Raw genomic sequence first — 25,609 nt, forward strand, 5'->3', positions numbered from 1 at the left:
AGGGGGAGCGGGAAATCAGTGCGTCATTTTCCCGCGCATCGCGGCCGGATGGCCCTGCAGGTGGAACGACTTGCCCGTCGGCACCAGCGTGTCGCCGTCCAGCCTCAGGATCGTGATGTCCTGGTCGATGAAGTTGCCCACGTACAGATACCTGCCATCGGCGCTCCACACCGCACCCTCCGGCAGCCCGCGCACCACCACCTCGTTGGCGCGCGTGACTTTCTTGCCGTCGATCTTCAGCAGCACCACCGAGCCGTTGCGGTTGTAGAAGTAGGCGTTCTTCGCCGCGTTGCTGCCGCGCAGGATCACGGCCACCGCATGCTTGCCGGTCGGGCTCACGGCCAGGCCCTCGGGGCCGTCGCCGACCACCACCTTGTCGACCACGCGTGGTGGCGCGGCTTCCATGTCGATCACGCTGACCGTGTCGACCTGTCCGTCGGAGGCGCCCGAGTTGCCGTTGTCGGCGGTCAGCGCGAGCTTGCCGTCGGGCGTCACGTCGACGTTGTAGGGCCACAGGCCCGCGGCGAGGTCGACCTTGTTGTAGCTGACCTTCTCGCCGTTCACGTCGAGCAGCGCGATCTTGTGGCTCGGGAACTTGGCTGCCAGCGCGCGCTTGCCGTCGGGCGTGAAGCTCACGTGCGCCACCGAGTCGCCCATGGCCACGGTGTCGACCAGCGTCACCTTCTTGCCCGAGATGCGCAGCACGCTCACCGAGTTGTCGGCGCGGTTGGCCACCAGCGCCAGGTCGCCCGCGCGGTTGATCGACAGGCCCGAGGGCTGCCTGCCCACCTGCAGCGTGTCGAGCAGCTTGGGCGGCGTGGTGGTCAGGTCGATCACGAAGAGCCGGTTGTCGGGCACCTGCTTGCGCGCGCCGTTGTCCTCGACCACGTTGAGCGAGTTGGCGACCAGCGCCAGCGTCTCGCCGGGCGTGATCGCGAGGTTGGTCGGCGGGCCGGCGATGGTGTTGTCCAGCTGCAGCGTGCCGAGCACCTTGGGCGCCAGCGGATCGGTGCCGATGTCCAGCACCTGCACCGTGTCGCGCCCCATCGGCCCGAGGATCACCGCGCCGGCGTCGTTCCACGACTGCTTCTCGTCGTTCGCCACCAGCATCAGCTGGCGCTGGGGCAGCGTTGGGGTGAGGGTTGTGCAGCCCGCGACGAGCGCAAGGACAAGGGCCGCGAGCGCGGTGGAACGCAACTTCATGGGTGTCTCCGGTGTGTGTTGTTGTGAGCGCGCATGGTAGCGAAGGGGGCCGCCGGCACAATGGGCCGGTCGATCCAACTTCCGGAACAGCCCATGACCATCGAGATACCGAAGGAAGCCCGCCAGCAGGCCATCACCTCCATCGAGCGCTATTTCCGCGAGAACATGGAAGAACCCATCGGCAACGTCGCGGCGGGTGCGCTGCTCGGTTTCTTCCTGGAGGAGATCGGGCCGCTGGTCTACAACCGGGCGGTGGCCGAAGTGCAGGAGCGGCTGCAGGCGCGCGTTTCGGAGATCGACCTCGAGGTGCACGAGGACGAATTCCAGTACTGGCGCAAATTCGACAAGCAGAAGAAAGGCCGCTAGCGAAGCCTGCCAGCGTAGCGCCCGCGCATCGTGGCGAGTTCAGAAATGCTTCAAAACGTTGCAGAATTCGCAGCCATGCACCTCCACCGCACCTCCCAAAGCCGCGCGACTCCTTCCGTTTTGCGCGCCCTTGCGGCCTTGCCCTTCGTGCTCGCCGCTTCCTTCGCCACCGCACAGCAGGACCCGTCGGGCTTTCCGCTCGACTCGGTCGGCTACCTGAACGAGGAACTGCCCCGCATGGAGGCGGCCATCGCCGCGAAAGACCGAAGCTTCTTCCACGGCGCGATGGTCCGCACAGTGCAGTTCTCGGAGCGCTGGGGCTTCAAGAGCAAGGCCAATCCTGAACTCGCGGCGTACCCGATGTGCACGGCGGCGGTGATGGACTACGCTGTGGTCGGCATGTGCCGGCTCGCACCGTCCGACGAGTGCGAGCCCGGGCTGGCCTCGCGCTTCGACGCGAACGTGCAGCGCTGCCGGGAGCTGGCGGCAAGGAAATAGCCCAAAGAGACGAAAGAAAGAGACACCCGCCATGGACTACGCCGCCCGCTACAAGACCCTCGCCATCGAGCGCCGCGGCGCGAACGGCGGGGTGCTCGACATCCGGATGCTGGCGGCCAACGGCAAGCTGCCCACGGCGGGCCATGACGGCCATCGCGAGCTTGCCGAGATCTGGCGCGACGTGTCGGCCGACGACAGCGTGCGCTGCGCGGTGCTGCGGGGCGAGGGGTTGGGCTTCTCGGGCGGCGGCGACCTCGCCATGGTGCAGGACATGACCACCGACGACGCGGTGCGCCAGCGCGTGTGGCGCGAGGCGCGAGACCTCGTCTACAACATCGTCAACTGCGACAAGCCCATCGTGAGCGCCATGCACGGCCCGGCGGTGGGTGCGGGCCTGGTGGCGGGGCTGCTGGCCGACATCTCCATCGCCGCGAAGAACGCGAAGATCGTCGACGGCCACACCCGCCTGGGCGTGGCGGCGGGCGACCACGCCGCCATCGTCTGGCCGCTGCTGTGCGGCATGGCCAAGGCCAAGTACCACCTGCTGCTGTGCGAGCCGGTGAGCGGCGAGGAAGCCGAGCGCATCGGGCTCGTGTCGCTCGCGGTGGAAGAGGCCGACCTGCTGCCCCGCGCCTACGAGGTGGCCGACCGGCTCGCGGCCGGCAGCCAGAGCGCGATCCGCTTCACCAAGTACGCGCTGAACAACTGGCTGCGGCAGGCCGGCCCGACCTTCGATGCTTCGCTGGCGCTCGAATTCATGGGCTTCGCGGGGGCCGATGTGCGCGAGGGCGTCGCCTCGTTGCGCGAGAAGCGGGCGCCCAACTTCGGCTGAACAAAGACCGGCCGGCCTCAGGCCTTGCGCAACCCCTGCAGCGTCTGCAGCAGCACCACCCGCGTCTGGCCGAGGATCATCCCCTTCCACTCGTCGTTGTCGCAGTAGAAGCCGTCGCGCAATCGCGTGCGGATCTCGCGCTTCTGCGCTTCCGGCGCCTCGGGGTGGCGGCGCAGCCAGGTGTCGGCGCGCAGGCGGTCGAGCACTTCCAGGTCGGGCAGGGTGCCGAATTCGAGGCCCATGGGCGCGATCTTCGCGTTGGGGCATTCGTCGTACGCGGTGGAAATCACAGGGCCCGACACGTCGGCCGAGGCCGAGTCGCCGGCGAAGGGCGCGAACACGTCGGCGCCCCACCAGTCGTGAGCCCGCGCCAGGTCTTCGGGCGTGTTGCGGCCGGGGTAGATCTTCTCGCCGTGGCCGTAGGGGCCCAGGCCGGTGTGCACGTCGATCCAGCCGAGGTGCGTGGCCGAGGCGGCGTACTTGCGCAGGATCTTGCGGATGGTCCTGTTGCTCCACGAAGGTGCGGTGCCGCCGTAGAACAGGCCGTCGGGCGAGGTGTACTGGCCGCGCGTCACGGCGGCGCGGAAGGCGCGCATGCCGTGCTTCTCGACGTAGGCGGCCACGGCCGCTTCGTCGGCGGGCGTCGGCGGCCAGGTGGCGGGCAGCACCAGCGGCTCGACATCGGCGTACTCGGCATTGACCGGCAGCGGCGCGTTGAAGTCGATGTGGTTGCGGTTCAGGTCGATGTTGTCTTCGTTCGTGCGGTGCAGGTGCGAGAAGCCGTGGGGGTTGACCGCGTGCACCAGCAGCAGCGAGACGCCGGCCTGCTCCAGCCGCGAGAGCAGGTCCGCGTCGTTGAGCGTGGCGATCTGCGTGCCCGAGCCGCAGAAGCCTTCGGGGCCGTGCGTGCCCGAGCTCACGAGCAGCACCTTCTTCGCGTCGATGGCGCCGACCAGCGCGACGTCGGTGGCCAGCTCTTCGCCTAGCGCGCCCCTGTGCGCGTCCATCACGAAGGATTCGACCGTGGCGCCGCGCTGCGCGGCAGCCTCCAGGAACTTGGCGCGGGCCTCGACATACGTGCCCGAGAAGAAGCGCGTGGCGGCGGTGGGTTGTGCTTGCATGGGGTGGGGACTTCTGTGCTTTGAATGGTGATGAGGGCCGTGGGTCAGGCCGATGCCGAATGGGCGCCGGCGGCGTCGATGTCGCGGCCCGTATGGTCGCGCAGCCAGAGCAGGCCCAGCAGCGAGACCACCGTCATCGCCACCAGGTACCAGGCCGGCGCGAGCTTGCTGCCCGTGGCGTTGAGCAGCCAGGTGCTGATGAAGGGCGCAAAGCCGCCGAAGAGCGCCACGCCCACGCTGTACACCAGCGACATGCCGCTGGCGCGCACCGCCTTCGGGAACATCTCGGGCAGCATCGTGATGCCGGGCACCGTCTGGACGACCAGGCCGAAGCTGAACACGCCGAGCACCACGAACAGCACCGTGGGCGTGGGCGAGGCGTTCAGCCACAGGAAGCCGGGATAGATCAGCAGGGCGAGCGCGACGCGGCTCCAGACGATCAGCGTCTTGCGGCCCACCACGTCCGACAGCTTGCCGACGAAGGGCGCGAAGGCGAAGGAGATGAGGCCGGTGAGCGCGGCGCCGAAGAGCGCCACCGAGGGCGTGAAGCCCAGCTCGCGCACGGCGTACGTGGGCATGTAGAAGGTCACGACATACGCGGCCGTGGTGCCGCCGACCAGCGAGAGAATGGCTGCCAGCACCGTCCTGCCGTGCTGCGTGCAGACGATCTTCAGGCTGCTCTCGCGCGGCGCGGCGGCCTCCCGCGGCGAGATGTGCAGCGACTCTTCGAGATGGCGGCGGATGTACATGCCCACCGGCGCGATCAGCATGCCGATGATGAAGGGAATGCGCCAGCCCCAGCTCTGCATCGATTCGGCAGACAGCGTGAAGGTCAGCAGGCCCACCACGACGGCGCCGAGCATCACGCCCAGGCCCTGGCTCGCGAACTGCCAGCTCGCCATGTAGCCGCGGTTGGCCGGCGTGGCGTGTTCCACCAGCAGCGTGGTCGATGCGCCGACCTCGCCGCCGGCCGAGAAGCCCTGGATGAGCCGAGCCAGCACGATGACGATGGGCGCCGCGACGCCGATGGCTGCATAGGTGGGCGTGAAGGCGATCATGGCGCAGCCCAGCGCCATCAGGAAGATGGTGAGCGTCATGGCCTTCTTGCGGCCTGCGCGGTCGGCGTACGCGCCGATCACGATGCCGCCCAGCGGCCGCATGATGAAGCCCACGCCGAAACTGGCCACCGTCAGCAGCAGCTGGCCGTAGGAACTGAAGGTCGGGAAGAACAGCTTGCCGATCACGAGCGCCAGGAAACCGTAGACGGTGAAGTCGAAGAACTCCAGCCCGTTGCCGATGGTGGTGGCCACGATGGTCTGGCGGCGGCGCGCGGGGGACGAGGACGGCGCGGGCCGGGTGCTTGGGGTGCTCATGTGTCTCCAGTGTTGGCTTTGCTTTTCGGAATGTCGGTCGAAGGTCTACGCCCTGGCCGCGCCGGATGCTAGAGATTCGCCGCTGTCATGAAAAGACAATAATTGGGCTTCGAAGATAACTTTTGGTTTTCATGAAACCCAACCAGCTGCATGCCTTCGTGGCCGTGGTGGAGCAGTTGAGCATCCGTGCCGCCGCGCGCGTGCTGGGCATCTCGCAGCCGGCTGTCACCAAGATCGTGCGCGAGCTGGAGCGCGAGGTCGGCGCGCCGCTGGTGGAGCGCAGCGTCAAGGGCGTGCAGCTCACCGAATTCGGCAAGGCCTTCGCGCCGCGCGCCCGGCTGCTGCTGGCCGACATGCAGCGCGCCCGCGACGAGATCGCACAGATCCGCGACGGTCTCACCGGCAAGGTGGCGCTGGCCGTCAGCACCTCTTTCGCGCTCACCGTGCTGCCGGTGGCCTTCAAGGACTTCCACGCGCGGCTGCCCGCCGTCGATGTGCAATTCAGCGAAACCGTGCTGCCCTGGATGCTGGCGCGCCTGCGCGAGGGCTCGCTCGACTTCGCGGTGGCGCACGTGGTGCCGGGCCGGCTCGATCCGCAGTTCGAGGCGATGGAACTCTTTCCGGTGAAGCTGGTGGTTGGACTGCGCGAGCGCCACCCGCTGCGCGCGAGCCGCTCGATCCGCGATCTCTACAAGGCCGAGTGGATCCTTCCGGGCGACGACCACTTCAGCGGCCGCGAGGCCGTCTCGCCGCTGCTGCCGCTGGGGCTGCCGCCGCCGGCGCGGGTGATCCAGGGGCAGTCGGTCACGGTGGCGCTGGCGCTGGTGGGGCAGATGGATCTTGTGGGCCTGTTCGTCGAGCCGCTGGCCACGCTGACATTCAAGCGCCACGGCATTCGCCGCGTGGAGATCGAGGAAGAGCTGCCGATGCTCAGCGTGAGCGTCATCAAGCGGCGCGGGCAGCTGCTGACGCCGGCCGCGCAGCATTTCGTCGAATGCATCCAGCGGGCCTCGGCGGCGGCGGTGGCTGCCTAGGCCTGGGCAGGAGGAAAGACCACGCCGGCCTCGCCCGGCTTCCAGGGCTCGTACTTGTGCATGGCGCGCTCGAAGAGTTCAGATGCGGTCCAGCCCGAGAGCCAGGCCTGCAGGCGCGGCCAGGGCTGGGCGCCGAACCATGCCGCGTCGACCATCGCGAACTGGCGCACGAAGGGCATGAGGGCGGCGTCGGCCAGTGTCGTGCGGGTGCCGGCCAGGTTCGCCGAGGTCGAGAGCCGGGCTTCGAGATCGCGCAGGAAGGCCGCGCCACGCTCGCGTGCGGGCTCGCCGCCGTCCGCATGCCGGTCGGGGTACTTGTAGCGGTCGAGCTGAGGCTTGAAGCCCTCGTCGCAGGCGGCGACCAGCGCGAGCATGTCCTGCAGCGTGCCGGTCTCTGGCTGGAGCCAGCCGTGCGGATCGCTGCGGCGCAGCGCCCACAGCATCACGTCCAGGCTCTGCTCCAGCACCGCGCCGTCCTCGGCGACCAGCACCGGTACCGTCCCCTTGGGAGAGGCGGCGAGCATGTCGGCCGGCTTGTTCTTCAGCGCCACCTCACGCAGCTCGCACCGCTGGCCGCCGGCGACCAGCGCGAGGCGGGCGCGCATCGCATAGGGGCAGCGGCGGAATGAGTAGAGAACGGGCAGGGCGGGAGGCATTCGATCCGGACAGGCGAAGCAGCCGATTTTCGGACATGCCACGGCCGTTTTTTCCAGACAATCGGGCCCCATGGGTGAACGCCTCTTCCTCCGGCTCGACGACGACCCGCTGCACGGGCCGGAATCGGGTGCACCCGCCGGCACGCTGCGCGCGTTTCCGGTCGCGGCCGCGCTGCGCGGACATGTATCGCACCTCATGCTGTGCCGCGAGAACCTTGCCGACGGCCACGAGGTACGCGAGCGGGTGTTGCCTGACGGCGCTGTGCGGCTGATCTTCAACTTCGGCGATGCGCCCTTCGTCGGGGACGAGCAGGGGCAGGCGGTGGAAGCCATCGGCGCCTCGATCACGCCGGTCATGTTGCGCATGCGGCGGAAGGTGGAGGGCCTTTCCGTCACCCTCCGCCCCGGTGCCGCCGCCGCGCTGCTGGGACTGCCGGCCGGAGAGATTGGCGGCACGGCGGTGCATCTCGACGAGCTCTGGCGTGGCGAAGGCGCGGAACTGCTCGAACGCATGACCGAAGCGCGTGACGACGCGACGCGTGTGGCACAGCTGCAGGCCGCGCTGCTGCGCAGGCTCCGCGATGACGATGCCGGCGGCAACGCTGCCGCCATCCGCGCGGCGCAACTCATCGCAGACTCCGGTGGGCGGCGCCCTTTGCGCGAGGTGGCTGCGGCCGTGGGCGTCGGAGAGCGGCGCCTGCAGCAGCTCTTCCATGCCCACGTGGGGCTTTCGCCGCGCGCCTGGAGCCGGCTCGCGCGCATGCACGGCTGCCTGCGCGCGCTGCGGCAGCAGCCTTCGCCGGCCTGGGCCGAGGTGGCGCTGGAGGGCGGCTTCTACGACCAGTCGCATCTGGTCAACGAGTTCCGCGCGCTGTGCGGCGTCACGCCGACCGAGTTCCTCGACCAGGCGGTTTCGGGTTCTTCCAAGACGGCGGGTTGAGCGCTGGCTATCTTCATCCGCTCTCAGGCAAAAGGATCAAAGGAGCCATCAGGATGAACGACGAAGAAAAGACGCCAGGCCGGCCGCTGAAGGACTGCGTGGCGGTGGTGACCGGCGCGAGCCGCGGCGCAGGGCGCGGCATCGCGATCGAACTGGGCGCTGCCGGCGCCACCGTGTACGTCACCGGCCGCAGCACGCGCGCGCAGCCCGCCGCCACCTACGGCCAGTTGATGGCCCTGTCGGACATGGCCGCGCTGCCCGGCAGCATTGACGACACGGCAGACGAGGTCACGCGTCTGGGCGGTCGCGGCATTGCGGTGCGCTGCGACCACACCAGCGAGGAAGACGTGGCCGCGCTCTTCGCCCGCGTGGAGCGCGAGGCCGGCCGCATCGACCTGCTGGTGAACAACGCCTGGGGCGGCCACGAGACCTTCACCGGCGTGTTCGAGGCGCCGTTCTGGGAACACCCGCTGTCGAACTGGGACTCGATGTTCGACCGCGGCGTGCGCAACCACCTGCTGGCCAGCCGCTGCGCCGCGCCGCTGATGGTGCGGGCGAAGAAGGGCCTGATCGTCACCACCACTTTCTGGGACCGAGGCCACTACATGCGCGGCAGCCTCTTCTACGACCTGGCCAAGGCATCGATGACGCGGCTGGCCTTCGGCATGGCGCAGGACCTGAAGCCGCACGGCGTGGCCTCGGTGGCGGTGTCGCCCGGCTGGATGCGCACCGAGTTCGTGCTGGCCGGCCACAAGACCGACGAGGCCCACTGGCAGCAGCGCCCCGAACTGTCGCGCACCGAGTCGCCGCGCTACGTGGGGCGGGCCATCGCGGCGCTGGCCGGCGACCCGATGGTGATGGACAGGAGCGGCGAGGTGCTGCGCGTGGGCGACCTGGCGCGCGAATACAGTTTCACCGACATCGATGGCAGGCAGGTTCCGCCTTTCGAGATGTAGCAGGCCAGGGACGGCGGCCGAAGCAGGCAAATGCTGACAGGTGCAGGCGGCCGCGCGGTGAGGAAATCTCGTTCATCGTTTGTTCTTCCGGAGGCGATCCATGGCGACCCAGACATCCCCGGCCCGGCCACAGCTCAAGCCCGCCATCGAACTGGCTCGGGCCAACCCGGTGCGCTTTCCCAACGAGAGCGCCGAATACCGCGAGGCCCGCACGGCGCTCCTGGCCGAGGAGATCGAACTGCGCCGCCACCTGGAGCGCGTGGCGCAGCAGCGGCGCGAGCTGCCGCCGGGCGGCGTGGTGCCGCAGGACTACCTCTTCGAGGGCAGGGAAGGGCCGGTGCGGCTTTCCGGGCTCTTCGGCGGGCACGGCACGCTCATCACCTACAACTGGATGTTCGGCCCGAAGCGCGAGCGCCCGTGCCCGATGTGCACTTCGCTGTTGAGCGCCTACGACGGCGAGATGCCCGACATCCTGCAGCGCGTGGCTTTCGCGGTGATCGCGACTTCGCCTATCGCCCGGATGACGGCCTTTGCCGCCGAGCGCGGCTGGCGCTACCTGCCGCTGTATTCGTCGGCGGGCAACACCTTCAACCGCGACTATGCGGGCGAGACGCCCGACAGCGGCGACAACCCCGCGTTCAACGTGTTCCGGCGCGAGAGCGACGGAACCATCCGCCATTTCTGGGCCGGCGAAATGGGCGCCGGAGCGTCAGACCCGGGGCAGGACCCCCGCGGCGCGCCCGATCCGATGCCGATCTGGAACCTGCTCGACATGACGCCCGAGGGCCGAGGGTCGGACTGGTATCCGAAGCTCGCCTACTGAGCGGCCGGGGCGAGCCCGCGTACATCGATGCGGAAGCGCAGCTCCGGCGTGCCGCCGAGTGCGGGCAGCTTGACGAATTCTTCCACCAGCACGCCGCCGTTGGCGCGGATCACCTGCTGCGAGGCGATGTTGCCGGGGTCGGTCGTGATTTCCACCTGGTCGAGGCCCCTGGCGCGCGCTTCGGGCAGCAGGGCGCGCAGCGCGGCCTTGGCGTAGCCCTTGCCGCTTTTCCACGGCACCACGGCGTAGCCGATGTGGCCGAGGCAGTAGGCGGGCAGGGAGTTGGTGCCCGGCTGCCAGCGCAGCTGGATGCTGCCGCAGAACTCGCCGTCCCACATCCAGCGCCGGTAGCCCGGCAGGCGCGGCACGGTGCCGCCATCGGGCAGCGAGACGGGCGGGCCCTTGGCTTCCGGGTCGACGAGGCTGGCCAGAAAGCGCGCGGGGTCGATGCGGATCTGGGCAAGCTCTTCCAGGCCGGCCTCGGGCCGGAGGTTGTTGGGCGACCAGCCGCGCTCCAGCGCCGCAATGTAGCCGGGGAGATGTTCCCGCGAAGGCCAGACGAGCTGCAAGGGCGAGGCGGAGAAATCGGAAAGGGCGGTCATGCCGCCGATGGTAGGCGAAGGCCCCGGCGCGGCAGAAAACGCAACGCAGTTGCATTGGGTTCATATAATGCAATTCTGTTGCATATATGGAGCCGATCCCCATGGCCGACCGCCTTCCCGTTACCGTGCTCTCCGGCTTCCTTGGCGCCGGCAAGACCACGCTGCTGAACCACATCCTCCACAACCGCGAAGGCCGGCGCGTTGCGGTCATCGTCAACGACATGAGCGAGGTCAACATCGACGCGGCGCTGGTGCGCAATGGCGGTGCCGAGCTCTCGCGCACCGACGAGAAGCTGGTGGAGATGAGCAACGGCTGCATCTGCTGCACGTTGCGCGAGGACCTGCTCGTCGAGGTGCGGCGCCTGGCGAAGGAAAAGCGTTTCGACCAGCTGGTGATCGAGTCCACCGGCATTTCCGAACCCCTGCCGGTGGCCGAGACCTTCACCTTCGCCGGGGAGGACGGCAAGAGCCTGTCGGACGTGGCGCGGCTCGACACCATGGTGACGGTGGTCGACGCCTTCAACTTCCTGCGCGATTACGGCTCGCCCGACAGCCTGGGCCAGCGCGGGCAGTCGCTGGGCGACGAGGACACGCGCACGGTGGTCGACCTGCTGATCGAGCAGATCGAGTTCTGCGACGTGCTGGTGGTCAACAAGACCGACCTCGTCACGCCCGAGGAGCGCGAGCGGCTGATGGCGATATTGCGCAGCCTGAATCCGCGTGCGCGCATCGAGGTGTCGGAGTTCGGCCGCGTGGCGCTCGACCGCGTGCTCGACACCGGCCTCTTCGACTTCGAGCAGGCCGAGCGGGCGCCCGGCTGGCTGGCCGAGCTGCGCGGCGAGCATGTGCCCGAGAGCGAGGAATACGGCATTCGCAGTTTTGTCTACCGCTCGCGGCTGCCGTTTCACCCGATGCGCTTTTGGAAGCTGGTGCAGAGCGAGTGGGAGGGCGTGGTGCGCTCCAAGGGCTTCTTCTGGCTCGCCAGCCGCGCCACGCGCGCGGGTTCGTGGTCGCAGGCCGGCGGGGCCTGCCGCTACGGCGTGGCGGGCTTCTGGTGGGCGGCGGTGCCGCGCGAGCACTGGCCGACCGATCCGGATGCGCTGGAGCTCATCCGCAAGAACTGGGACCCTGCCACCGGCGATGCCCGCCAGGAGCTGGTGCTGATCGGCATCGGCATGGACGAAGAGGCGCTGCGCGCCCGGCTGGACGCCTGCCTGCTCACCGAAGACGAGATGCGCTTCGGCGCTTCGTGGTGGCAGAACTTCCCGGATCCGTTCCCGTCCTGGAACGTCTGAGGCGCGCTATCTGGCGCAGTCGCCGCAGGTGCCGTGGAGAGTCAATGCGGTGTGGCGCGTATCGATGCCCTGCTTGCGCAGCGCTCGCCCCAACCGGCCCATCACCTTCGGCAGCTCCGGGTCGGAGGGCAGCGCCAGCACCTTGTGGCACTGGTCGCATTCGAAGGTGTTGCCCGACTCGGCCTCCACGTGGCGCGAGAAGCGGTTGACGCGGTCGGCGCCCACGCGGCGGTCGCACAGGCCGGCCTCGACCAGCCGGTCGAGCACGCGGTAGACCGTCACCCGATCGGGCGCCTCGCCGGTGGCGGCGGTGTAGGCGGCTGCCACTTCCTCGTGCGTCAGGGGTTGCGAACTGTGCTCGATGAGCTCGAGCACGGTCTGGGCGGCGCGCGTCACGCGCAGGCCGTTCTCGCGCAGCAGCGTTTCGCTGTCGAACGGGGCGGCGCGCGGGGGCTTCGGGTGCGAGGTCGGGGTCTTCATGAGGTCTTCTTGCGAAACGCCATTGTGTTGCATCCCGGGGCGGCGTGGACAGCGGGCGGCCGAATCGCCCGCCTGGCATGCCAGATAATCGCCGCCATCGTCGAGACAGACAGACCACCGGGCGGCACGAACAGCATGGACATAGAGCGGGGCGGCGACGTACTCAGCCACGTGCTTGCGACATACAGGTCCGAAAGAGCCGTGACCGCGCGCTTCTCGCTGTCGGCCCCCTGGTCACTGCACTCCACCGGCGTGGCCGGCCCGCTGATCCGCATGTGCACCGGGGCGCCGTACTGGATCGCGGTGGACGGCGCAAAGCCGGTGCAGGTGGCGCCGCACGACATCGCGATGCTGCCGCAGGGCGGGGCGCATACCGTGTCGTCCGCGCCGGGGCTGGAGCCGGTGCCGTTCCGCTCGCTGATCGAGGCGCACTCGGTCGGCCGGCATGGCGACCACCCCATCGTCTTCTCGCACGGCGGAGGCGGCCCGGCCACCGAGCTCTTCTCGCTGCACCTGTGGATGCCCGCGCAGGGGCTGGGCTCCATCATCGGCAGCCTGCCGCCGCTGATCGTGCTGCGGCAGGCGCAGATTCCCACCACCGCCTCGCTCGCGCAGGCCATGGAAACGCTGGTGAACGAGACCATCACCCAGCGCCCGGGCTGGCAGCTGTCGGCGGCGCGCATGGCCGACCTGCTGCTGGTGCACATCCTCTGTGAGCACCTCTATGCCCAGCCGCAGGCGCAGGAGCACGGCGAAAAGTTCGGCAGCCTGCGCGGACTGGACGACGAGAGCATCGCCCGCGCGATCTCGCTGATGCACGAGCGGCCCGGGCATCCGTGGTCGGTGGCCTCGCTGGCGCAGGCCAGCTACCTGTCGCGCACCGTCTTCAGCGAGCGCTTCCGCGCGCTGGTGGGCGTGACGCCCATGCACTACCTGGGCTCCTACCGCATGACGCTGGCCGCCGAGAAACTCAAGAACCGGCAGCTGAGCCTGCACCAGGTGGCCGAGGCGGTCGGCTATGCGTCGGAAAAGGCCTTCTCGCGCGCGTTCCAGCGCTGGACGGGCATGACGCCGAGCGCCTACGCGCGCCGGGCCGAAACGGACTGAACCCACTGTCCCGTACGCCCGGTGCCCAAATCCGGCCTGCCGGAGGTTGAGGCCGCCACCCGCCAGCCGAACAATCGGCGCATGGCCACCACCCCACGCAAGAGAGTCGTTCCCGAAGTCCGCAACCCCGCGCTCGAGCTGTCGCTGGTGAAGCCCATCGCCACCGGCGACAACGCCCAGCGCGCCGCCACCGCGCGCGACACCGACGGCGAGCCGCTCACCGCCTTCGAGGGCGCGAGCAACCCCTACCTGGAGCACCAGCGCAACGACCTGCTGCTGAGCCTGCAGCACATGCGCAGCGAAGGCCACGACGAGATGGTCTTCATGTGCATCACCCACTGCAAGGAGCTGAGCTTCAAGGCCATTCACTACGAGCTGGTCAACATGCAGGCGCGCATCCGGGCCGACGACGTGGCCGGCGCGCTGCAGCTGGTGCCGCGCGTGCGGGCGCTGCTCGAATTCCTCGGCAAGACCTGGGATGTGCTCTCGACCATCACGCCGCACGAGTTCAACCAGTTCCGCAACACGCTGGGTGTCGCCTCGGGCCAGCAGTCGTACATGTACCGGCACGTGGAATTCATCCTCGGCAACAAGTCGGTGCCGCTGGCACGCGCGCATGCCAACAACCCCGACGTGTGGCCCTACATGGAGCGCGCGCTGAATTCGCCGAGCCTGTACGACGACGTGCTGGCGCTGCTGCACCGCCGCGACATCGCCGTGCCGCCCGAGGCACTGTCGCGCGACTGGTCGGCGCCCTATGTGCCCAACCCGGGCGTGGAGGCCGCGTGGCTCTGGGTGTACGGCGACCCGACGCCCGAGAACGAGCTTTACCGCCTCGGCGAGGCGCTGATGGACATCGCCGACGTGTTCTCGCAATACCGCTGGCGGCACTTCGTGTCGGTCGAGCGAATCCTGGGCTTCAAGCCCGGCACGGGCGGCTCGGCCGGCGTGGGCTGGCTGCGCAGCGTGGTCGACCACCGGTTCTTTCCCGAGCTCTGGTCGGTGCGGACCCAGCTCTGAGCTTTTCTCGCTTCCTTTCTTCCTTCCCAGGAGTTTTCGTGTTCGACCAATTGCCGGCCTATGCCGACGACCCCATCCTCGGCCTCTTCGAGGTCTACAAGGCCGACCCGAGGCCGTTCAAGGTGAACCTCGGCATCGGCATCTACTGCGATGAAGCGGGGCAGGTGCCGGTGCTCGAATCGGTGCGGGCTGCGCGCGAGGCGGGCGTTGGGGCTCGCGGGCCCAGCGTCTATCTGCCGACCGAGGGTGGCGAGGCCTACCGCGACGCCGTGCGCGAACTGGTTTTCGGCAAGAACGCCGACGACATCGTGGTGGTGCAGACCGTCGCCGGCACCGGTGCGCTGAAGGTGGGCGCCGATTTCCTGAAGGGTATGCTGCCCGATGCCGCGATCTGGATGCCCGACCCGACCTGGGCCAACCACGCCGCGATCTTTGCTGGCGCGGGTTTCCGTGTCGAAAACTACCCGTACTATGCGAAGGAGACCGGCGGCTTCGACCTCGACGGCGCCGTCTCCGCCTTGCAGAAGCTGCAGGCCGGCAGCGTGGTGCTGCTGCATCCCTGCTGCCACAACCCGACCGGCGTTGATCCGACCCAGGCCGAGTGGCACGCGCTTCTCGACGTGATCGAGCAACGCGGCCTGCTGCCCTTCTTCGACGTGGCCTACCAGGGCTTCGCGCACGGCGTGGACGAGGACGCCTGGGCCGTGCGCGAATGCGTGCGACACGGCATCGCCTGCCTGGTGGCGAGTTCGTTCTCGAAGATCTTCTCGCTGTACGGCGAGCGCGTCGGCGCGCTGGGCGTGCATGCGCCCAAGGCCGACAAGGCGCGGCTGCTGGGGCAGCTCAAGCTGGCGATTCGCCGCAGCTATTCGTGCCCGCCTGCGCTGGGTGCGGCGCTGGTTGAGGCGGTGCTGTCCAGTCCGGCATCGAATGCGCAGTGGCGCGCCGAGCTCGATGCGATGCGCGGCCGCATGCGCGAGGTGCGCACCAGCCTGCACCGCAAGCTGGGCGAGGCACTGCCGGGGCGCGACTTCGGCTTCCTCGTCGCGCAGAACGGCATGTTCAGCTACTCGGGGCTGTCGGCCGCGCAGATCGAGGCACTGCGCTCGCGCTTCGGGGTGTACGTGGTGTCGTCGGGACGCATCTGCGTCGCGGGGCTCAATGCTTCCAACATCTCCCATGTGTGCGAGGCACTGGCCGAGGTGTGTTCCGGCGGAGAAACCCGATGAAGCCGGTCTGCAGCATCCTGATCGTCGGCGCGGGCATCGCGGGCTGCTCGGCGGCCATCGCGCTGGCCCGCAAGGGCTTCGGCGTGACGCTGGTCGAGAAGCAGGCCGAATGGCGCTTCCAGAGCTCGGGCATCTTCATCTACGGCAACGGGCTGGAGGCGCTGCGCCGCGTCGGCGTGCTGCCGGAGATCCTGGGCGCGGGCTTCGCCATCGAGGACGGACGCAACGTCTACCTGGACCATCGCGGCGAGCCCATCGTCGACGTTTTCTATCCGTGTTCCAGCGGCGGCGCGGCGCCCATCGTGGGCATCAAGCGCTCGGAGATGCACCGCATCCTGGCCGCGCAGCTCGACCTGCTGGGCGTGGAGATCAGGCTGGCGACGACGGTGGCGAAGATCGACGCGCCGGCCGGCGGCGATCGTGCCGAGGTCGTGTTCTCCGACGGCACGGCGCGGCGCTTCGACCTCGTCGTCGGCGCCGACGGCATCCGCTCGCAGGTGCGCGAGGCCGTGTCCGGCGCGCTCGCGCCGCGCTACTCGGGCTTCGGCGTGTGGCGCAGCGTGCACGAGCGGCCGCGCGAGCTGGACGCCAAGATCATGATGATGGGCATCGGCAAGCGGCTGGGCATCATGCCGATCAGCAACGACAGGCTCTATATCTTCGGCACGGTCGCCGAGCCCGCGGGGCGCTGGTATCCGAAGGAGAGCTGGTCCGGGCAGATGCGCGAGCGCTTCGCCGAGTTCGGCGGGCCGGCGCGGCAGTTCCTCGACCAGCTCGGCGCGGATTCCGAGGTGCTCTACACGGCCGTCGAGGAAGTGCAGGCGCCGCTGCCCTGGCATGCGGGTCGCGTGCTGCTGATCGGCGATGCGGCGCATGCCTCCACGCCCTTCATGGGGCAGGGCGGCGCGATGGCGGTGGAAGACGCGGTGGTGCTGGCCGACATGCTCGCGCGCCACGGCATCGCCGAAGCCACGCTGCAGGCCTTCGGCGAGCGCCGCCATCCGATGTGCCGCTTCGTGCAGGAGGCTTCGCGCAAGGTGGGCGAGGCCGGCGCCGTGGAAGACGCCGAAAGCTGCGCCCGGCGCAACGTGGCGATGCGCGAGGGCGCGCAGCAGCAGGTCGATGCCTTCTACCGCCAGCTGGCGGGGTTCGCGGTGCCGCATATGCCGGAACCGGCCTAAGCATCTGACAAATGGGTCGTTCGCTTGCGGGCGAGGGCGCGACAGAATCGCGCCCTTTGTCTCCTGCTATCGAAAGTTCGCCATGCGTGCCCATCTCTCCTTGTCGAAGCTGCTGAAACCCGCCTTTGTGCTGCTGGCGTATGCTTCGCTGACCATGGCGGCGCAGGCGCAGGCGCAGGCGCAGGCGCAGGCGCAGGCCCAGGCGCAGCCGGCGGCCGGCGCCTATCCGTCGAAGCCCGTGCACATCACCGTGGCGAACACGCCCGGCAGCTCGCCCGACGTGCTGGCGCGCTACCTGGGGCAGCGCCTTTCGGAGCAGTGGAAGCAGCCGGTGGTCGTGGACAACCGCGCGGGCGCGGCGGGCATCCTGGCGGCCGACGGGCTGGCCAAGGCGCAGCCGGACGGCTATTCGCTGCTGGTGGGCGCCGACGGGCCCATCACCATCCTCCCCAACATCCAGGCCGGGCTGCCCTACGACGCGCGGCGCGACCTTGTGCCGGTGGTGTCTCTGGGGCAGATCGACTTCGTGCTGGTCGCCAACCCGAAGACGGGCTTTCGCACGGTGGCCGACTTCGTGCGCGCGGCCAAGGCCAGGCCGGGGCACATCAACTACGCCTCCGCCGGCAACGGCAGTCCGCAGCAGCTGAGCATGGAGCTGCTCAAGCAGAAGGCGGGCATCTACGTCACCCACATCCCTTACCGCGGCGGCCCGCTGGGCATGCAGGACGTGATCGCGGGGCAGGTCGACGTGATGTTCATCGCCGTCGGCCCCGCGCTGCCGCACATCCGCAGCGGCCGGCTGGTAGCGCTGGGCACCAGCGGCGAGAAGCGCCATGCGCTGCTGCCCGAGGTGCCGACGGTGGCCGAGAGCTACAAGGGATATCGCTCGGGCACGTGGTTCGGCCTGTTCGCGCCGGCGCGCACGCCGCAGCCGGTGCTGGACGCCATCGCCTCGGAGGCCGGGCGCATCGTGCAGGCCCCGGCCGCACGCGCCGAACTGGCGGCGCAGGGCATCGAGGCCACGGGGTACGCGCAGCGCCAGTTCCAGACGCAGGTATCGGCCGAATACGAGCGCTATGCGCAGATCGTGAAGGCCGTGGGCATCAAGGCCGAATAGCAGGAATCGCCCAAGTTCCGCCCGGGGAAGTAACGGCGGGGCTTTACATCGAAACCTTGTGCAAGTCGGTCTACCGGCCGTTTCCGCGGCTCGGGCGACGCCGGGATGCGCTAAGGTCCGGGCATCCGCGTTCCTGAATACCTTCGCCCGACCATGTCCCGTCCTCCCATCGAGATCGAAACTGCCCCCAACCCCACCGCCACGGTGATCGTGATGCACGGCCTCGGCGCCGACGGCAACGACTTCGTTCCCATCGCCGGCGAGCTCGACCTGTCGGCCGTGGGGCCGGTGCGCTTCGTGTTCCCCAACGCGCCCGTGATGCCCGTGACCATCAACGGCGGCTACCGGATGCCGGCCTGGTACGACATCGTCGTGCCCGACCTCGAGGCACAGGAAGACGAAGCCGGCCTGCGCCGCTCGCAGGCGACCATCGAGGCCGTCATTGCCAACGAGAAAGCCCGGGGCATCGTGGCCGGGCGCATCGTGGTGGCGGGTTTCTCGCAAGGCTGCGCGATGGCGCTGATGACCGGCCTGCGCCACACCGAGCGGCTGGCCGGCGTCGTCGGCCTCTCGGGCTACCTGCCGATCGCCGCCACCACCGCGGCCGAACGCCACGCGGCCAACCATGAGACGCCGGTGTTCCTCGCCCATGGCCGGCAGGACCCGGTGGTGCCCTACGCGGCCGCCGTGCGCACGCGCGAGGCGCTTTCCGCGTTGGGCTACGCCGTCGAATGGCACGAATACGACATGGCGCACTCGGTGTGCATGGAAGAAGTCGCCGACCTCAACCGCTTCCTGCTGCGGGTGCTCGGCTGAACCAGATCAACGCTCGCACGAAGGAGCCGCAACATGATCCTCGTCATCGGCCACGCACTGGCCAAGCCCGATACCCTGCAGGCGATGCTCGCCATCAGCACCGAGCACGTGCTGCGCTCGCGCTCCGAGCCCGGCTGCATCTCGCATGAAGTCTCGACCGACGCGCAGGAGCCGCTGCGCCTGACCTTCGTGGAGCGCTGGAGCGACATGGATGCGCTGCAGGCCCACTTCCGCGTGGACGCCTCGCGCGCGTTCGCCAAGGCGCTTTCGGCGATGGCGGAGGGCACACCGGAGATCCACGTCTACCGCTCGGAAGAGATCGACCTCTCGGCGGGCCAGGCCAAGGCCTGAACCGCGTCCGGAACGCCGACAGCTATCAAAAACATAGCGCACAACAGGGTAACCAGCCCCGGGATTCCCTGCACGAGCAGTGCCCGCTTGCCCGTGCTACCTTCCAGCCCCTCAGAAGATTGATGGGTCATAACAATATGAGCAACAGATTGCAGGAGAGGTTGGGTGCACTTTCAGCCGCACGACTGAAGGGCATGCGACGCGGTATCGAGAAGGAGAGCCTGCGCGCGCTGCCCGACGGCAAGCTTGCGCTGACGCCGCATCCGCTCGCACTGGGCTCCGCGCTCACGCATCCGCACATCACGACCGACTTCAGCGAATCGCAGCTCGAACTCATCACGGGCGTGCACGCGGACGTCGACTCGGCCGTCGAGGAACTCACGCGGGTGCACCAGTTCACCTACCGCGTGCTCGACGGACTGGGCGACGAGCGCCTCTGGGTGTCGAGCATGCCCTGCGGCCTGCCGACCGACGAGACCATTCCGATCGGCCGCTACGGCTCCTCGAACGTGGGCCGTGCCAAGAGCGTCTACCGCATGGGCCTGAGCCACCGCTACGGCCGGCGCATGCAGACGATTTCGGGCATCCACTACAACTGGTCGCTGCCCGAGGTGTCGAGCGAAGAGTATTTCGCGCTCATCCGCAACTTCCGCCGCCACGCCTTCCTGCTGCTGTACCTGTTCGGCGCCTCGCCGGCGCTGTGTTCGAGCTTCGTGGCGGGCCGTCCGCACGAGCTGCAGCCGCTGGGCGACGGCAGCATGTTCATGCCGCACGGCACCTCGCTGCGCATGGGCCGGCTGGGCTACCAGAGCGACGCGCAGGCCTCGCTGGCCGTGAGCTACAACAGCCTCGAAGGCTATGCCGCCTCGCTGCAGGACGCGCTCACCCGCCCGTGGCCGGCCTACGAGGCCATCGGCATCCGCAACCTGGGCGGCGACTACAACCAGCTCGGCACCAGCCTGCTGCAGATCGAGAACGAGTTCTACGGCACCATCCGCCCCAAGCGCGTGATCAACCCCGGCGAGCGTCCGCTGCACGCGCTGCGCGAGCGTGGCGTGGAGTACGTCGAAGTGCGCCTGATGGACCTCGACCCCTTCGAGACCGTCGGCATCAACGCGCAGACCATGCGCTTCATCGATGTGTTCCTGCTGCACTGCCTGCTGAGCGACAGCCCCGACGACACGCCGCAGGAAATCGCCGACCTCGCGCAGAACCAGCATCTCACCGCCGCGCGCGGCCGCGAGCCGGGCCTGAAGCTGCGGCGCAACGGCGCCGAGGTGACGCTCGCCGACTGGGGCCTGGAGCTGGTCGGGCAGTGCCTGCCCATCGCCGCCGCGCTCGACGCGGCGCAAGGCAGCGGCACGGCGCATGCCGACGCGGTGCGCGCCGCCGGCGCCGCGCTGCGCAACCCCGACAGCCTGCCCTCGGCCCGCGTGCTGGCGGCCATCGAGAAGGAACACGCCAACTCCTTCGTCGGCTTCGTGCGCGCCCGCTCCGAGCAGACCCGCGCCACGCTGCTGGACCTGCCGTTCTCGGCGGCCCAGCAGGCCGAGTTCGAGCGGATGACGGCCGAGTCCATCCAGGAGCAGAAGCGCATCGAGGCGGCAGACACCATGCCCTTCGAGATCTACCGCGAGCAGTACGTCTCGCCCGCGCGCCTGGGCATGCCACGCAGCCGCACTCCGGTCGCTGCCTGAGCGCCGCTGACGCGCTGGCGACTGGGCTCGCCGCGCCGAAGCTGCCCCGCGGCCGCTTTCTGGGGTAAAACGCCACGCTGCCGCCCGGGCAAGGCAAGCCCGGCGCGGCAACGAACAACGGCAACTCCCATGGAAGGCGACACAGAGACATGAGCAACGGCAGCAACCTCGATTTCAAGGGCCGCGTGGCCATCGTGACCGGCGCGGGCGGCGGCCTGGGCCGCCAGCATGCGCTGGCGCTGGCCGCGCGCGGCGCGAAGGTGGTGGTCAACGACCTGGGCGGCGCGCGCGACGGCTCCGGCGGCTCGGTGAGCGCCGCGCAGGCGGTGGTGGACGAGATCAAGGCGGCCGGTGGCGAGGCGATTGCCAACGGCGCGTCGGTGACCGACTTCGAGGCGGTGCAGGCCATGGTCAAGGAGGCGGTCGACGCCTGGGGTCGCGTCGACATCCTCGTGAACAACGCGGGCATCCTGCGCGACAAGAGCTTCGCCAAGATGGACCTGGCCGACTTCCGGCTGGTGGTCGACGTGCACCTGATGGGCGCCGTGAACTGCACCAAGGCCGTCTGGGCGCTGATGAACGAGCAGAAGTACGGCCGCATCGTGATGACCACTTCTTCGTCAGGCCTGTACGGCAACTTCGGCCAGAGCAACTACGGCGCGGCCAAGCTTGCGCTGGTGGGCCTCATGCAGACGCTGAGCATCGAGGGCGCGAAGAACGACATCCGCGTGAACTGCCTGGCGCCCACGGCGGCCACCCGCATGACCGAGGACCTGTTCCCCAAGGAAATGCTCGAAGCCTTCCGCCCCGAAGCGGTGGTGCCGGCGATGCTGGTGCTGGCCGGGCAGGACGCGCCCAACCGCACCGTCCTCTGCGCGGGCGCCGGCACCTTCGAGGCCGCGCACATCACGCTGACGCAGGGCGCCTGGCTGGGCATCGAGGCCGACACGCCCGAGCAGCTGGCGGCGCGCCTGCCGGAAGTGACCGACCGCGAAGGCGAGGTCGTGCCGCAAAGCGGCGCTGCCCAGGGCGCCAACGAAGTCGCCAAGGGCATGGCGAACGCGAAGCGGGGCTGAGCCCGGCACCGTGTTCATGGCGCGCTTGACCTTGAGCGCACTCGAGCATTTCCAATGAATTCACCGGATGTCCGGTTCATTCATTCAAAGCAAGGAAATCGAGCCATGAACACGATCGACAACAAGGCCCTGGTCCAGCACATCCACGACGAGCTGGACAAGGGCAACGGCCGGCCCTTCGTCGAGAGCCTCGCCGACGACGCGAGCTGGAAGCTCGAAGGCAGCACCGCCTGGTCGCGCACCTACCAAGGCAAGAAGGCGATCCGCGAGGAGCTGCTGGACCCGCTCTTCGCCCAGTTCGCCGCGCCCTACAGGAGCAAGACAGAGCGCGTCATCGCCGAGGGCGACCGGGTGGTGGTGCTCTTCAGCGGCGACGTGCCCACCAAGGCCGGCAAGCGCTACAACAACCGCTATTGCTACGTCTACCGACTCGAAGGAGGCAAGGTGAAAGAGCTGACCGAATACTTCGACACCGCGCTGGTGCAAGAGGCGCTGCAGCCTCCGACCGTCGTCCATGCCGGCTGAGGAAGCCACCAAAAGGGGCTCTCCCTTCCACATCGGCGAACTGGCCAAGCGCACAGGCCGCACGGTGCACGCCATCCGCTGGTATGAGACGCAGGGGCTCGTGCCCGGCGTGGCGCGCGACGAGGGCGGCCGGCGCCTCTACGTCGAGCTGCATGTCGGCTGGCTCGACCTGATGGAGCGGCTGCGCCGCACCGGCATGTCGATCGCCGAGATGCGCGAATACACCGCGCTCGCGCTGCAGGGCAAGACCACGCTGCGCGAGCGGCGCGACATGCTCGCAGCGCACCGCGAGCGCGTGAACGAAACCATCGCCGAGTGGAAGAGGGCGCTGTCGCTTGTCGAGCGCAAGATCGACTTCTACGACGAGTGGATGGCCAGCGGGCATCGCCCGCCGCTCATTGCCGCGGAACCCTTGCCCGCGCCGAGGAAGCGCGGAAGCGGCGCTACTCGGCGATGAAGCCCGGATCGGTGCGGATCGAACCCCTGTCCCGGTGGTTGTGAAGCCGTCCCAGCGTGTTCTCGATCAGGCGCTTGAGCTTGTCGGAGGCGCCACGGAAAGCCTCGTCGAGGCTGGCCGCGTGCTGCGTCACCGCCAGCGGCTGGTGGTGCGCCAGGCGCGCTTCCATCACGCAGCACTTGTCGCTGCCTCCGGCCTTGTCGTGGTTCTCGTCGCTCAGGTGCACCTCGACGCGCGTCACGTCGTCGACGAAACGGCCCAGGTTCTGCTTGATCTCGGTGTCGGCCCAGCGCTCCAGCGCGTCCTTGTTGGTGATGCCGTTGCTCGTATTGACCTGTATCTGCATGCAATATCCTCGCTGGATGGATGAACGAAGGCCCACTTTGCACCGTGCGGCGCCGGGCGGGCCGTAGGTCTGGTTCCTACCCGCGCGACGGGCAGGCCCCAATCAGCTCTGGATGTAGGTGGTCAGCTGCTCGATGGTGGCTTCCTGGTCCGAGATGATGTCGTCCATCAGGTCCTGGATGGAGATCATGCCGACCACCCTGTCGCCATCGACCACCGGCAGGTGGCGGAACTTGCGCTGGCTCATGAGCGCCATGCACTCGCGGGTGCGGGTGTGCGGCGTCACGGTCATCACGTCGGGCGTCATGATCTCGCGCACCTTCATTTCCTTGGAGTTCTTGCCCTGCAGCGCGACCTTGCGGGTGTAGTCGCGCTCGGAGAGAAAGCCCACCAGCCTTTCGCCGTCCATCACCATCAGCGCGCCGACCTCGAAGCGCGCCAGGATGGAGAGCGCGTCGAACACGCTGGTGTCGGGGGAGGTGCGCCATGCCGCGGAATCATGGCGCTTGAGCAGTTCGGAGACGGGTTTCATCGTGTGCAACTCCATGAAGGGTTTTCGATTCGACCGACGCTCGGGCGCCGCACTCGCTCAAATCATAGGGGCGATGAATGACCGCGCGGCGCAAAAAACTCTAAGGGATTGCGCGTGTGTGCAAGACACGCGCAATGCGCGAGAACTTAAGGCTGCGCAGCCGCGGCCGCAGGGGTGGCGATGAACACGCGGTTCAAAGCCACCGCGTCGCCGACCACCGTCTTCACCAGACCCTTCTCGTCGAACTGCACCTGGAACTCCGACCAGCTGTCGCGCCAGTAGCGCCACACAGGGGCGTCGAGGCTGGGGTTCTCGCTGGCCACCGGGTAGGCGATGGCCATCAGCACCTGCTCGCGCGTCATGCCGGGCATCACCTTGCCGGCGAGGATGGCCTCGCGCACCGGCGCGGGGAAGGTCGCCAGCTTCTGCTTCGGGTCGGCGGTCACCACGTAGCGTTGCGCGAAGGCCGGCAACGGGATGTTGCGGCTGTAGTCGTTCTTGATGCGCTGCTGCTTGCCGGCGAGCTCGAGGCTGAACCAGCGGAAGTCGTAGGCCGTGATGCGCGCCGGGGTGCCGACGGCGACGATGCTCGTGCCCTGCTCGTCGTAGTTGATGTCGCTGATCGAATCGCCGTAGGTGCGCATGTTGCAGCACAGGTAGCCGCTGACGAGCGGGCCGGGCGGCGGGGAGGGCCGCTGGGCATGGGCGACGGTGATGGACGCGGGCACGACGGTGGCTGCCAGCAGGGCGGCAGCGGCAAGGCGCTTGAGCATTTGTGGATTTCCCTCGGAGTTGTTGGAATCGCTGCGGATCGCTGTCCTCGGCAGCGAAGGGATTCTAGGAGCGAACAATCCCCAAGCGAAGGCAGAATGAGCGTCTGCAGCTATCGAAAGCGTAGCAACCAGCTTGCGTTCAGGTTCCCGGTTCACAATGCGCCCCGGCGGCCCCGCCGCCCACCCGAATTCACAGAGACAGCGCGAAAAGAAAGAAGAGCCCACCGATGGCGATCCAGTGGTTCCCCGGTCACATGTATTCGACCCAGAAGGCCATCACCGAACGGGTGAAGGACATCGACGTGGTCATCGAGTTGCTCGACGCCCGCCTGCCGGGCTCCAGCGCCAACCCGATGCTGGCCGAGCTCACGGCCGGCAGGCCCACGCTGAAGGTGCTCAACAAGCAGGACCTGGCCGACCCCGCGCGCACAGCCCTCTGGCTGGCGCACTACAACGCGCTGCCCGCCACCCGCGCCATTCCCCTCGACGCGAGCCAGACCACGCCCGCGCAGCAGATCGTGAAGGCCTGCCACGAACTCTCGCCCAACCGCGGCGGGCTGGCCAAGCCGATGCGGGTGCTGATCTGCGGCATTCCCAACGTGGGCAAGTCCACCCTCATCAACACCCTCACCGGCGGGCGCAAGGCCAAGACCGGCGACGAGGCCGGCATCACCAAGCTCGAGCAGCGCATTACGCTGGCCGACGACTTCTACCTGTGGGACACGCCCGGCATGCTGTGGCCGCGCATCATCGTGCCCAAGAGCGGCTACAACCTCGCGGCCAGTGGCGCGGTGGGGCGCAACGCCTTCGACGAGGAGGAAGTGGCGCTGGAACTGCTCGGCTACCTCAAGGCCAACTACGCCGCCGGCTTGGCCGCGCGATTCAAGCTCGTGGAGCTCGACGCCGAGACCATGGCCGGCATGAAGGACGAAGCCCTGCTCGACACCATCGGCCGCAAGCGCGGCGCGCTGCTGGGCAAGGGCCGCGTCAACCTGCAGAAGGCCGCCGAGATCGTGATGCACGAGTTCCGCGCCGGCAACCTCGGGCGCATCACCCTCGAGACGCCCGGGGAGTTCGCCGTGTGGCTGGCCGACGGCCAGCGCGCCGACGCCGAGCGCGCGGCGAAGAAGGCCGCGCGCAAGCAGAAGGGCAAGCCGAAGGCAGAGGCGGCGCCCGCGCAGGACGATTGAGCGACTGAGACCGG

Annotated in this window: 29 protein-coding genes; 20 read left to right on the top strand and 9 right to left on the bottom strand. The window is 68.7% G+C overall.

The genetic code is table 11. The features are described 5' to 3' along the window. Positions 1-15: 15 nt before the first annotated feature. A complete protein-coding gene (locus ABL838_RS10550) occupies positions 16-1,203 on the bottom strand; it encodes a YncE family protein (protein ID WP_418125269.1) in 1,188 nt (395 codons plus the stop codon). A 93-nt stretch (positions 1,204-1,296) separates the two neighbouring features. Here ABL838_RS10550 and ABL838_RS10555 point away from each other — a divergent pair, with 93 nt between their 5' ends. The 3 genes from ABL838_RS10555 (at position 1,297) to ABL838_RS10565 (ending at position 2,899) form a co-directional block, all read left to right on the top strand. Continuing rightward, positions 1,297-1,569 (top strand): DUF2164 domain-containing protein, encoded by a 273-nt coding sequence (locus ABL838_RS10555; RefSeq protein WP_126024178.1) that lies wholly within the window; start codon positions 1,297-1,299, stop codon positions 1,567-1,569. 75 nt (positions 1,570-1,644) lie between these two features. Continuing rightward, positions 1,645-2,067 carry a hypothetical protein gene (locus ABL838_RS10560; RefSeq protein WP_126024179.1) on the top strand — a complete coding sequence of 141 codons (423 nt, stop codon included), beginning with the start codon at positions 1,645-1,647 and terminating at the stop codon, positions 2,065-2,067. Positions 2,068-2,098: 31 nt separating this feature from the next. Continuing rightward, a complete protein-coding gene (locus ABL838_RS10565; protein WP_418119821.1) occupies positions 2,099-2,899 on the top strand; it encodes an enoyl-CoA hydratase/isomerase family protein in 801 nt (266 codons plus the stop codon). 17 nt (positions 2,900-2,916) lie between these two features. On the opposite strand, the gene ABL838_RS10570 is transcribed toward ABL838_RS10565, so the two are convergent. Then, positions 2,917-4,020, bottom strand: coding sequence for a M14 family metallopeptidase (locus ABL838_RS10570; RefSeq protein ID WP_418119822.1), 1,104 nt, complete (start codon positions 4,018-4,020; stop codon positions 2,917-2,919). A 44-nt stretch (positions 4,021-4,064) separates the two neighbouring features. Beyond that, positions 4,065-5,393, bottom strand: coding sequence for an MFS transporter (locus ABL838_RS10575; protein ID WP_126024182.1), 1,329 nt, complete (start codon positions 5,391-5,393; stop codon positions 4,065-4,067). A gap of 131 nt (positions 5,394-5,524) precedes the next feature. On the opposite strand from ABL838_RS10575, the gene ABL838_RS10580 reads away from it, so the two are divergent. Beyond that, positions 5,525-6,427, top strand: coding sequence for a LysR family transcriptional regulator (locus ABL838_RS10580; protein WP_184636240.1), 903 nt, complete (start codon positions 5,525-5,527; stop codon positions 6,425-6,427). On the opposite strand, the gene ABL838_RS10585 is transcribed toward ABL838_RS10580, so the two are convergent. Continuing rightward, entirely contained in the window at positions 6,424-7,083 is a 660-nt protein-coding gene (locus tag ABL838_RS10585) for a glutathione S-transferase (protein ID WP_126024184.1), read from the bottom strand. The two genes, ABL838_RS10580 and ABL838_RS10585, sit on opposite strands and share 4 nt — an antisense overlap. A gap of 70 nt (positions 7,084-7,153) precedes the next feature. Here ABL838_RS10585 and ABL838_RS10590 point away from each other — a divergent pair, with 70 nt between their 5' ends. From ABL838_RS10590 to ABL838_RS10600, 3 genes are all read left to right on the top strand, one after another. Next, positions 7,154-8,023 (top strand): helix-turn-helix domain-containing protein, encoded by an 870-nt coding sequence (locus ABL838_RS10590; protein WP_184636244.1) that lies wholly within the window; start codon positions 7,154-7,156, stop codon positions 8,021-8,023. A 53-nt stretch (positions 8,024-8,076) separates the two neighbouring features. After that, the gene (locus ABL838_RS10595) at positions 8,077-8,979 is read left to right on the top strand and encodes an SDR family oxidoreductase (RefSeq protein WP_418125270.1); all 903 of its coding nucleotides are present in this window, start codon (positions 8,077-8,079) and stop codon (positions 8,977-8,979) included. Between the two features lie 100 nt (positions 8,980-9,079). Next, a complete protein-coding gene (locus tag ABL838_RS10600; protein ID WP_418125272.1) occupies positions 9,080-9,802 on the top strand; it encodes a DUF899 family protein in 723 nt (240 codons plus the stop codon). On the opposite strand, the gene ABL838_RS10605 is transcribed toward ABL838_RS10600, so the two are convergent. Continuing rightward, positions 9,796-10,404, bottom strand: a complete 609-nt coding sequence (locus ABL838_RS10605) for a GNAT family N-acetyltransferase (RefSeq protein WP_369658785.1) — start codon at positions 10,402-10,404, stop codon at positions 9,796-9,798. The genes ABL838_RS10600 and ABL838_RS10605 overlap by 7 nt on opposite strands. A 101-nt stretch (positions 10,405-10,505) precedes the next feature. Here ABL838_RS10605 and zigA point away from each other — a divergent pair, with 101 nt between their 5' ends. Next, the gene (gene zigA / locus ABL838_RS10610) at positions 10,506-11,699 is read left to right on the top strand and encodes a zinc metallochaperone GTPase ZigA (RefSeq protein ID WP_418119828.1); all 1,194 of its coding nucleotides are present in this window, start codon (positions 10,506-10,508) and stop codon (positions 11,697-11,699) included. Positions 11,700-11,705: 6 nt separating this feature from the next. Here the strand turns inward: zigA and ABL838_RS10615 are convergent, their stop codons facing one another. Next, positions 11,706-12,179: a Fur family transcriptional regulator gene (locus ABL838_RS10615; protein WP_369658783.1), complete on the bottom strand. Its 474-nt coding sequence runs from the start codon at positions 12,177-12,179 to the stop codon at positions 11,706-11,708. A gap of 201 nt (positions 12,180-12,380) precedes the next feature. On the opposite strand from ABL838_RS10615, the gene ABL838_RS10620 reads away from it, so the two are divergent. From ABL838_RS10620 to ABL838_RS10670, 11 genes are all read left to right on the top strand, one after another. Continuing rightward, positions 12,381-13,286 (top strand): AraC family transcriptional regulator, encoded by a 906-nt coding sequence (locus tag ABL838_RS10620; protein ID WP_418125273.1) that lies wholly within the window; start codon positions 12,381-12,383, stop codon positions 13,284-13,286. An 81-nt stretch (positions 13,287-13,367) separates the two neighbouring features. Beyond that, positions 13,368-14,306 carry a tryptophan 2,3-dioxygenase gene (locus ABL838_RS10625; RefSeq protein ID WP_184636257.1) on the top strand — a complete coding sequence of 313 codons (939 nt, stop codon included), beginning with the start codon at positions 13,368-13,370 and terminating at the stop codon, positions 14,304-14,306. Between the two features lie 38 nt (positions 14,307-14,344). Beyond that, the gene (locus ABL838_RS10630) at positions 14,345-15,535 is read left to right on the top strand and encodes an aromatic amino acid transaminase (protein WP_418125274.1); all 1,191 of its coding nucleotides are present in this window, start codon (positions 14,345-14,347) and stop codon (positions 15,533-15,535) included. After that, positions 15,532-16,716 (top strand): FAD-dependent oxidoreductase, encoded by a 1,185-nt coding sequence (locus ABL838_RS10635; protein WP_418125275.1) that lies wholly within the window; start codon positions 15,532-15,534, stop codon positions 16,714-16,716. The genes ABL838_RS10630 and ABL838_RS10635 overlap by 4 nt, the downstream gene beginning before the upstream one ends. Before the next feature lie 82 nt (positions 16,717-16,798). Continuing rightward, the gene (locus tag ABL838_RS10640; RefSeq protein WP_418125276.1) at positions 16,799-17,833 is read left to right on the top strand and encodes a tripartite tricarboxylate transporter substrate binding protein; all 1,035 of its coding nucleotides are present in this window, start codon (positions 16,799-16,801) and stop codon (positions 17,831-17,833) included. A 153-nt stretch (positions 17,834-17,986) separates the two neighbouring features. Then, positions 17,987-18,649, top strand: a complete 663-nt coding sequence (locus ABL838_RS10645) for an alpha/beta hydrolase (protein ID WP_369658778.1) — start codon at positions 17,987-17,989, stop codon at positions 18,647-18,649. Between the two features lie 33 nt (positions 18,650-18,682). Next, positions 18,683-19,000 (top strand): putative quinol monooxygenase, encoded by a 318-nt coding sequence (locus ABL838_RS10650; RefSeq protein ID WP_126024193.1) that lies wholly within the window; start codon positions 18,683-18,685, stop codon positions 18,998-19,000. A gap of 137 nt (positions 19,001-19,137) precedes the next feature. Further along, positions 19,138-20,697, top strand: a complete 1,560-nt coding sequence (gshA, locus tag ABL838_RS10655) for a glutamate--cysteine ligase (RefSeq protein WP_126024194.1) — start codon at positions 19,138-19,140, stop codon at positions 20,695-20,697. A gap of 149 nt (positions 20,698-20,846) precedes the next feature. Then, positions 20,847-21,773, top strand: coding sequence for an SDR family NAD(P)-dependent oxidoreductase (locus tag ABL838_RS10660; RefSeq protein ID WP_418125277.1), 927 nt, complete (start codon positions 20,847-20,849; stop codon positions 21,771-21,773). Positions 21,774-21,878: 105 nt separating this feature from the next. Further along, entirely contained in the window at positions 21,879-22,298 is a 420-nt protein-coding gene (locus ABL838_RS10665; RefSeq protein ID WP_418125278.1) for a nuclear transport factor 2 family protein, read from the top strand. Continuing rightward, positions 22,288-22,755 (top strand): MerR family transcriptional regulator, encoded by a 468-nt coding sequence (locus ABL838_RS10670; RefSeq protein ID WP_418125279.1) that lies wholly within the window; start codon positions 22,288-22,290, stop codon positions 22,753-22,755. The genes ABL838_RS10665 and ABL838_RS10670 overlap by 11 nt, the downstream gene beginning before the upstream one ends. Here the strand turns inward: ABL838_RS10670 and ABL838_RS10675 are convergent. The 3 genes from ABL838_RS10675 to ABL838_RS10685 form a co-directional block, all read right to left on the bottom strand. Further along, positions 22,742-23,101, bottom strand: a complete 360-nt coding sequence (locus ABL838_RS10675) for an HPF/RaiA family ribosome-associated protein (RefSeq protein WP_126024198.1) — start codon at positions 23,099-23,101, stop codon at positions 22,742-22,744. The genes ABL838_RS10670 and ABL838_RS10675 overlap by 14 nt on opposite strands. 102 nt (positions 23,102-23,203) lie before the next feature. After that, on the bottom strand, positions 23,204-23,632 hold the full coding sequence (locus ABL838_RS10680) for a CBS domain-containing protein (RefSeq protein WP_126024199.1): 429 nt from the start codon (positions 23,630-23,632) through the stop codon (positions 23,204-23,206). A gap of 146 nt (positions 23,633-23,778) precedes the next feature. Then, complete coding sequence (locus ABL838_RS10685) at positions 23,779-24,405, bottom strand: cell envelope protein SmpA (protein WP_369658773.1); 627 nt, start codon at positions 24,403-24,405, stop codon at positions 23,779-23,781. A gap of 227 nt (positions 24,406-24,632) precedes the next feature. Here ABL838_RS10685 and ylqF point away from each other — a divergent pair, with 227 nt between their 5' ends. Then, positions 24,633-25,595 (top strand): ribosome biogenesis GTPase YlqF, encoded by a 963-nt coding sequence (gene ylqF / locus ABL838_RS10690; RefSeq protein WP_418125280.1) that lies wholly within the window; start codon positions 24,633-24,635, stop codon positions 25,593-25,595. The last annotated feature ends 14 nt before the right edge of the window (positions 25,596-25,609 follow it).

Source organism: Variovorax sp. 160MFSha2.1, assembly GCF_048305075.1.
Lineage (GTDB): Bacteria > Pseudomonadota > Gammaproteobacteria > Burkholderiales > Burkholderiaceae_C > Variovorax > Variovorax guangxiensis.

What these genes read in the sequence shown, in the direction of transcription:
- ABL838_RS10570 (WP_418119822.1), bottom strand. Translation starts at nt 4,020, where the DNA reads ATGCAAGCACAACCCACCGCCGCCACGCGCTTCTTCTCGGGCACGTAT.
- ABL838_RS10595 (WP_418125270.1), top strand. Translation starts at nt 8,077, where the DNA reads ATGAACGACGAAGAAAAGACGCCAGGCCGGCCGCTGAAGGACTGCGTG.
- ABL838_RS10585 (WP_126024184.1), bottom strand. Translation starts at nt 7,083, where the DNA reads ATGCCTCCCGCCCTGCCCGTTCTCTACTCATTCCGCCGCTGCCCCTAT.
- ABL838_RS10645 (WP_369658778.1), top strand. Translation starts at nt 17,987, where the DNA reads ATGTCCCGTCCTCCCATCGAGATCGAAACTGCCCCCAACCCCACCGCC.
- ABL838_RS10565 (WP_418119821.1), top strand. Translation starts at nt 2,099, where the DNA reads ATGGACTACGCCGCCCGCTACAAGACCCTCGCCATCGAGCGCCGCGGC.
- ABL838_RS10615 (WP_369658783.1), bottom strand. Translation starts at nt 12,179, where the DNA reads ATGAAGACCCCGACCTCGCACCCGAAGCCCCCGCGCGCCGCCCCGTTC.
- ABL838_RS10580 (WP_184636240.1), top strand. Translation starts at nt 5,525, where the DNA reads ATGAAACCCAACCAGCTGCATGCCTTCGTGGCCGTGGTGGAGCAGTTG.
- ABL838_RS10600 (WP_418125272.1), top strand. Translation starts at nt 9,080, where the DNA reads ATGGCGACCCAGACATCCCCGGCCCGGCCACAGCTCAAGCCCGCCATC.
- zigA (WP_418119828.1), top strand. Translation starts at nt 10,506, where the DNA reads ATGGCCGACCGCCTTCCCGTTACCGTGCTCTCCGGCTTCCTTGGCGCC.
- ABL838_RS10625 (WP_184636257.1), top strand. Translation starts at nt 13,368, where the DNA reads ATGGCCACCACCCCACGCAAGAGAGTCGTTCCCGAAGTCCGCAACCCC.
- ABL838_RS10550 (WP_418125269.1), bottom strand. Translation starts at nt 1,203, where the DNA reads ATGAAGTTGCGTTCCACCGCGCTCGCGGCCCTTGTCCTTGCGCTCGTC.
- ABL838_RS10590 (WP_184636244.1), top strand. Translation starts at nt 7,154, where the DNA reads ATGGGTGAACGCCTCTTCCTCCGGCTCGACGACGACCCGCTGCACGGG.
- ABL838_RS10685 (WP_369658773.1), bottom strand. Translation starts at nt 24,405, where the DNA reads ATGCTCAAGCGCCTTGCCGCTGCCGCCCTGCTGGCAGCCACCGTCGTG.
- ylqF (WP_418125280.1), top strand. Translation starts at nt 24,633, where the DNA reads ATGGCGATCCAGTGGTTCCCCGGTCACATGTATTCGACCCAGAAGGCC.
- ABL838_RS10605 (WP_369658785.1), bottom strand. Translation starts at nt 10,404, where the DNA reads ATGACCGCCCTTTCCGATTTCTCCGCCTCGCCCTTGCAGCTCGTCTGG.
- ABL838_RS10650 (WP_126024193.1), top strand. Translation starts at nt 18,683, where the DNA reads ATGATCCTCGTCATCGGCCACGCACTGGCCAAGCCCGATACCCTGCAG.
- gshA (WP_126024194.1), top strand. Translation starts at nt 19,138, where the DNA reads ATGAGCAACAGATTGCAGGAGAGGTTGGGTGCACTTTCAGCCGCACGA.
- ABL838_RS10555 (WP_126024178.1), top strand. Translation starts at nt 1,297, where the DNA reads ATGACCATCGAGATACCGAAGGAAGCCCGCCAGCAGGCCATCACCTCC.
- ABL838_RS10635 (WP_418125275.1), top strand. Translation starts at nt 15,532, where the DNA reads ATGAAGCCGGTCTGCAGCATCCTGATCGTCGGCGCGGGCATCGCGGGC.
- ABL838_RS10640 (WP_418125276.1), top strand. Translation starts at nt 16,799, where the DNA reads ATGCGTGCCCATCTCTCCTTGTCGAAGCTGCTGAAACCCGCCTTTGTG.
- ABL838_RS10680 (WP_126024199.1), bottom strand. Translation starts at nt 23,632, where the DNA reads ATGAAACCCGTCTCCGAACTGCTCAAGCGCCATGATTCCGCGGCATGG.
- ABL838_RS10560 (WP_126024179.1), top strand. Translation starts at nt 1,645, where the DNA reads ATGCACCTCCACCGCACCTCCCAAAGCCGCGCGACTCCTTCCGTTTTG.
- ABL838_RS10575 (WP_126024182.1), bottom strand. Translation starts at nt 5,393, where the DNA reads ATGAGCACCCCAAGCACCCGGCCCGCGCCGTCCTCGTCCCCCGCGCGC.
- ABL838_RS10670 (WP_418125279.1), top strand. Translation starts at nt 22,288, where the DNA reads ATGCCGGCTGAGGAAGCCACCAAAAGGGGCTCTCCCTTCCACATCGGC.
- ABL838_RS10675 (WP_126024198.1), bottom strand. Translation starts at nt 23,101, where the DNA reads ATGCAGATACAGGTCAATACGAGCAACGGCATCACCAACAAGGACGCG.
- ABL838_RS10665 (WP_418125278.1), top strand. Translation starts at nt 21,879, where the DNA reads ATGAACACGATCGACAACAAGGCCCTGGTCCAGCACATCCACGACGAG.
- ABL838_RS10660 (WP_418125277.1), top strand. Translation starts at nt 20,847, where the DNA reads ATGAGCAACGGCAGCAACCTCGATTTCAAGGGCCGCGTGGCCATCGTG.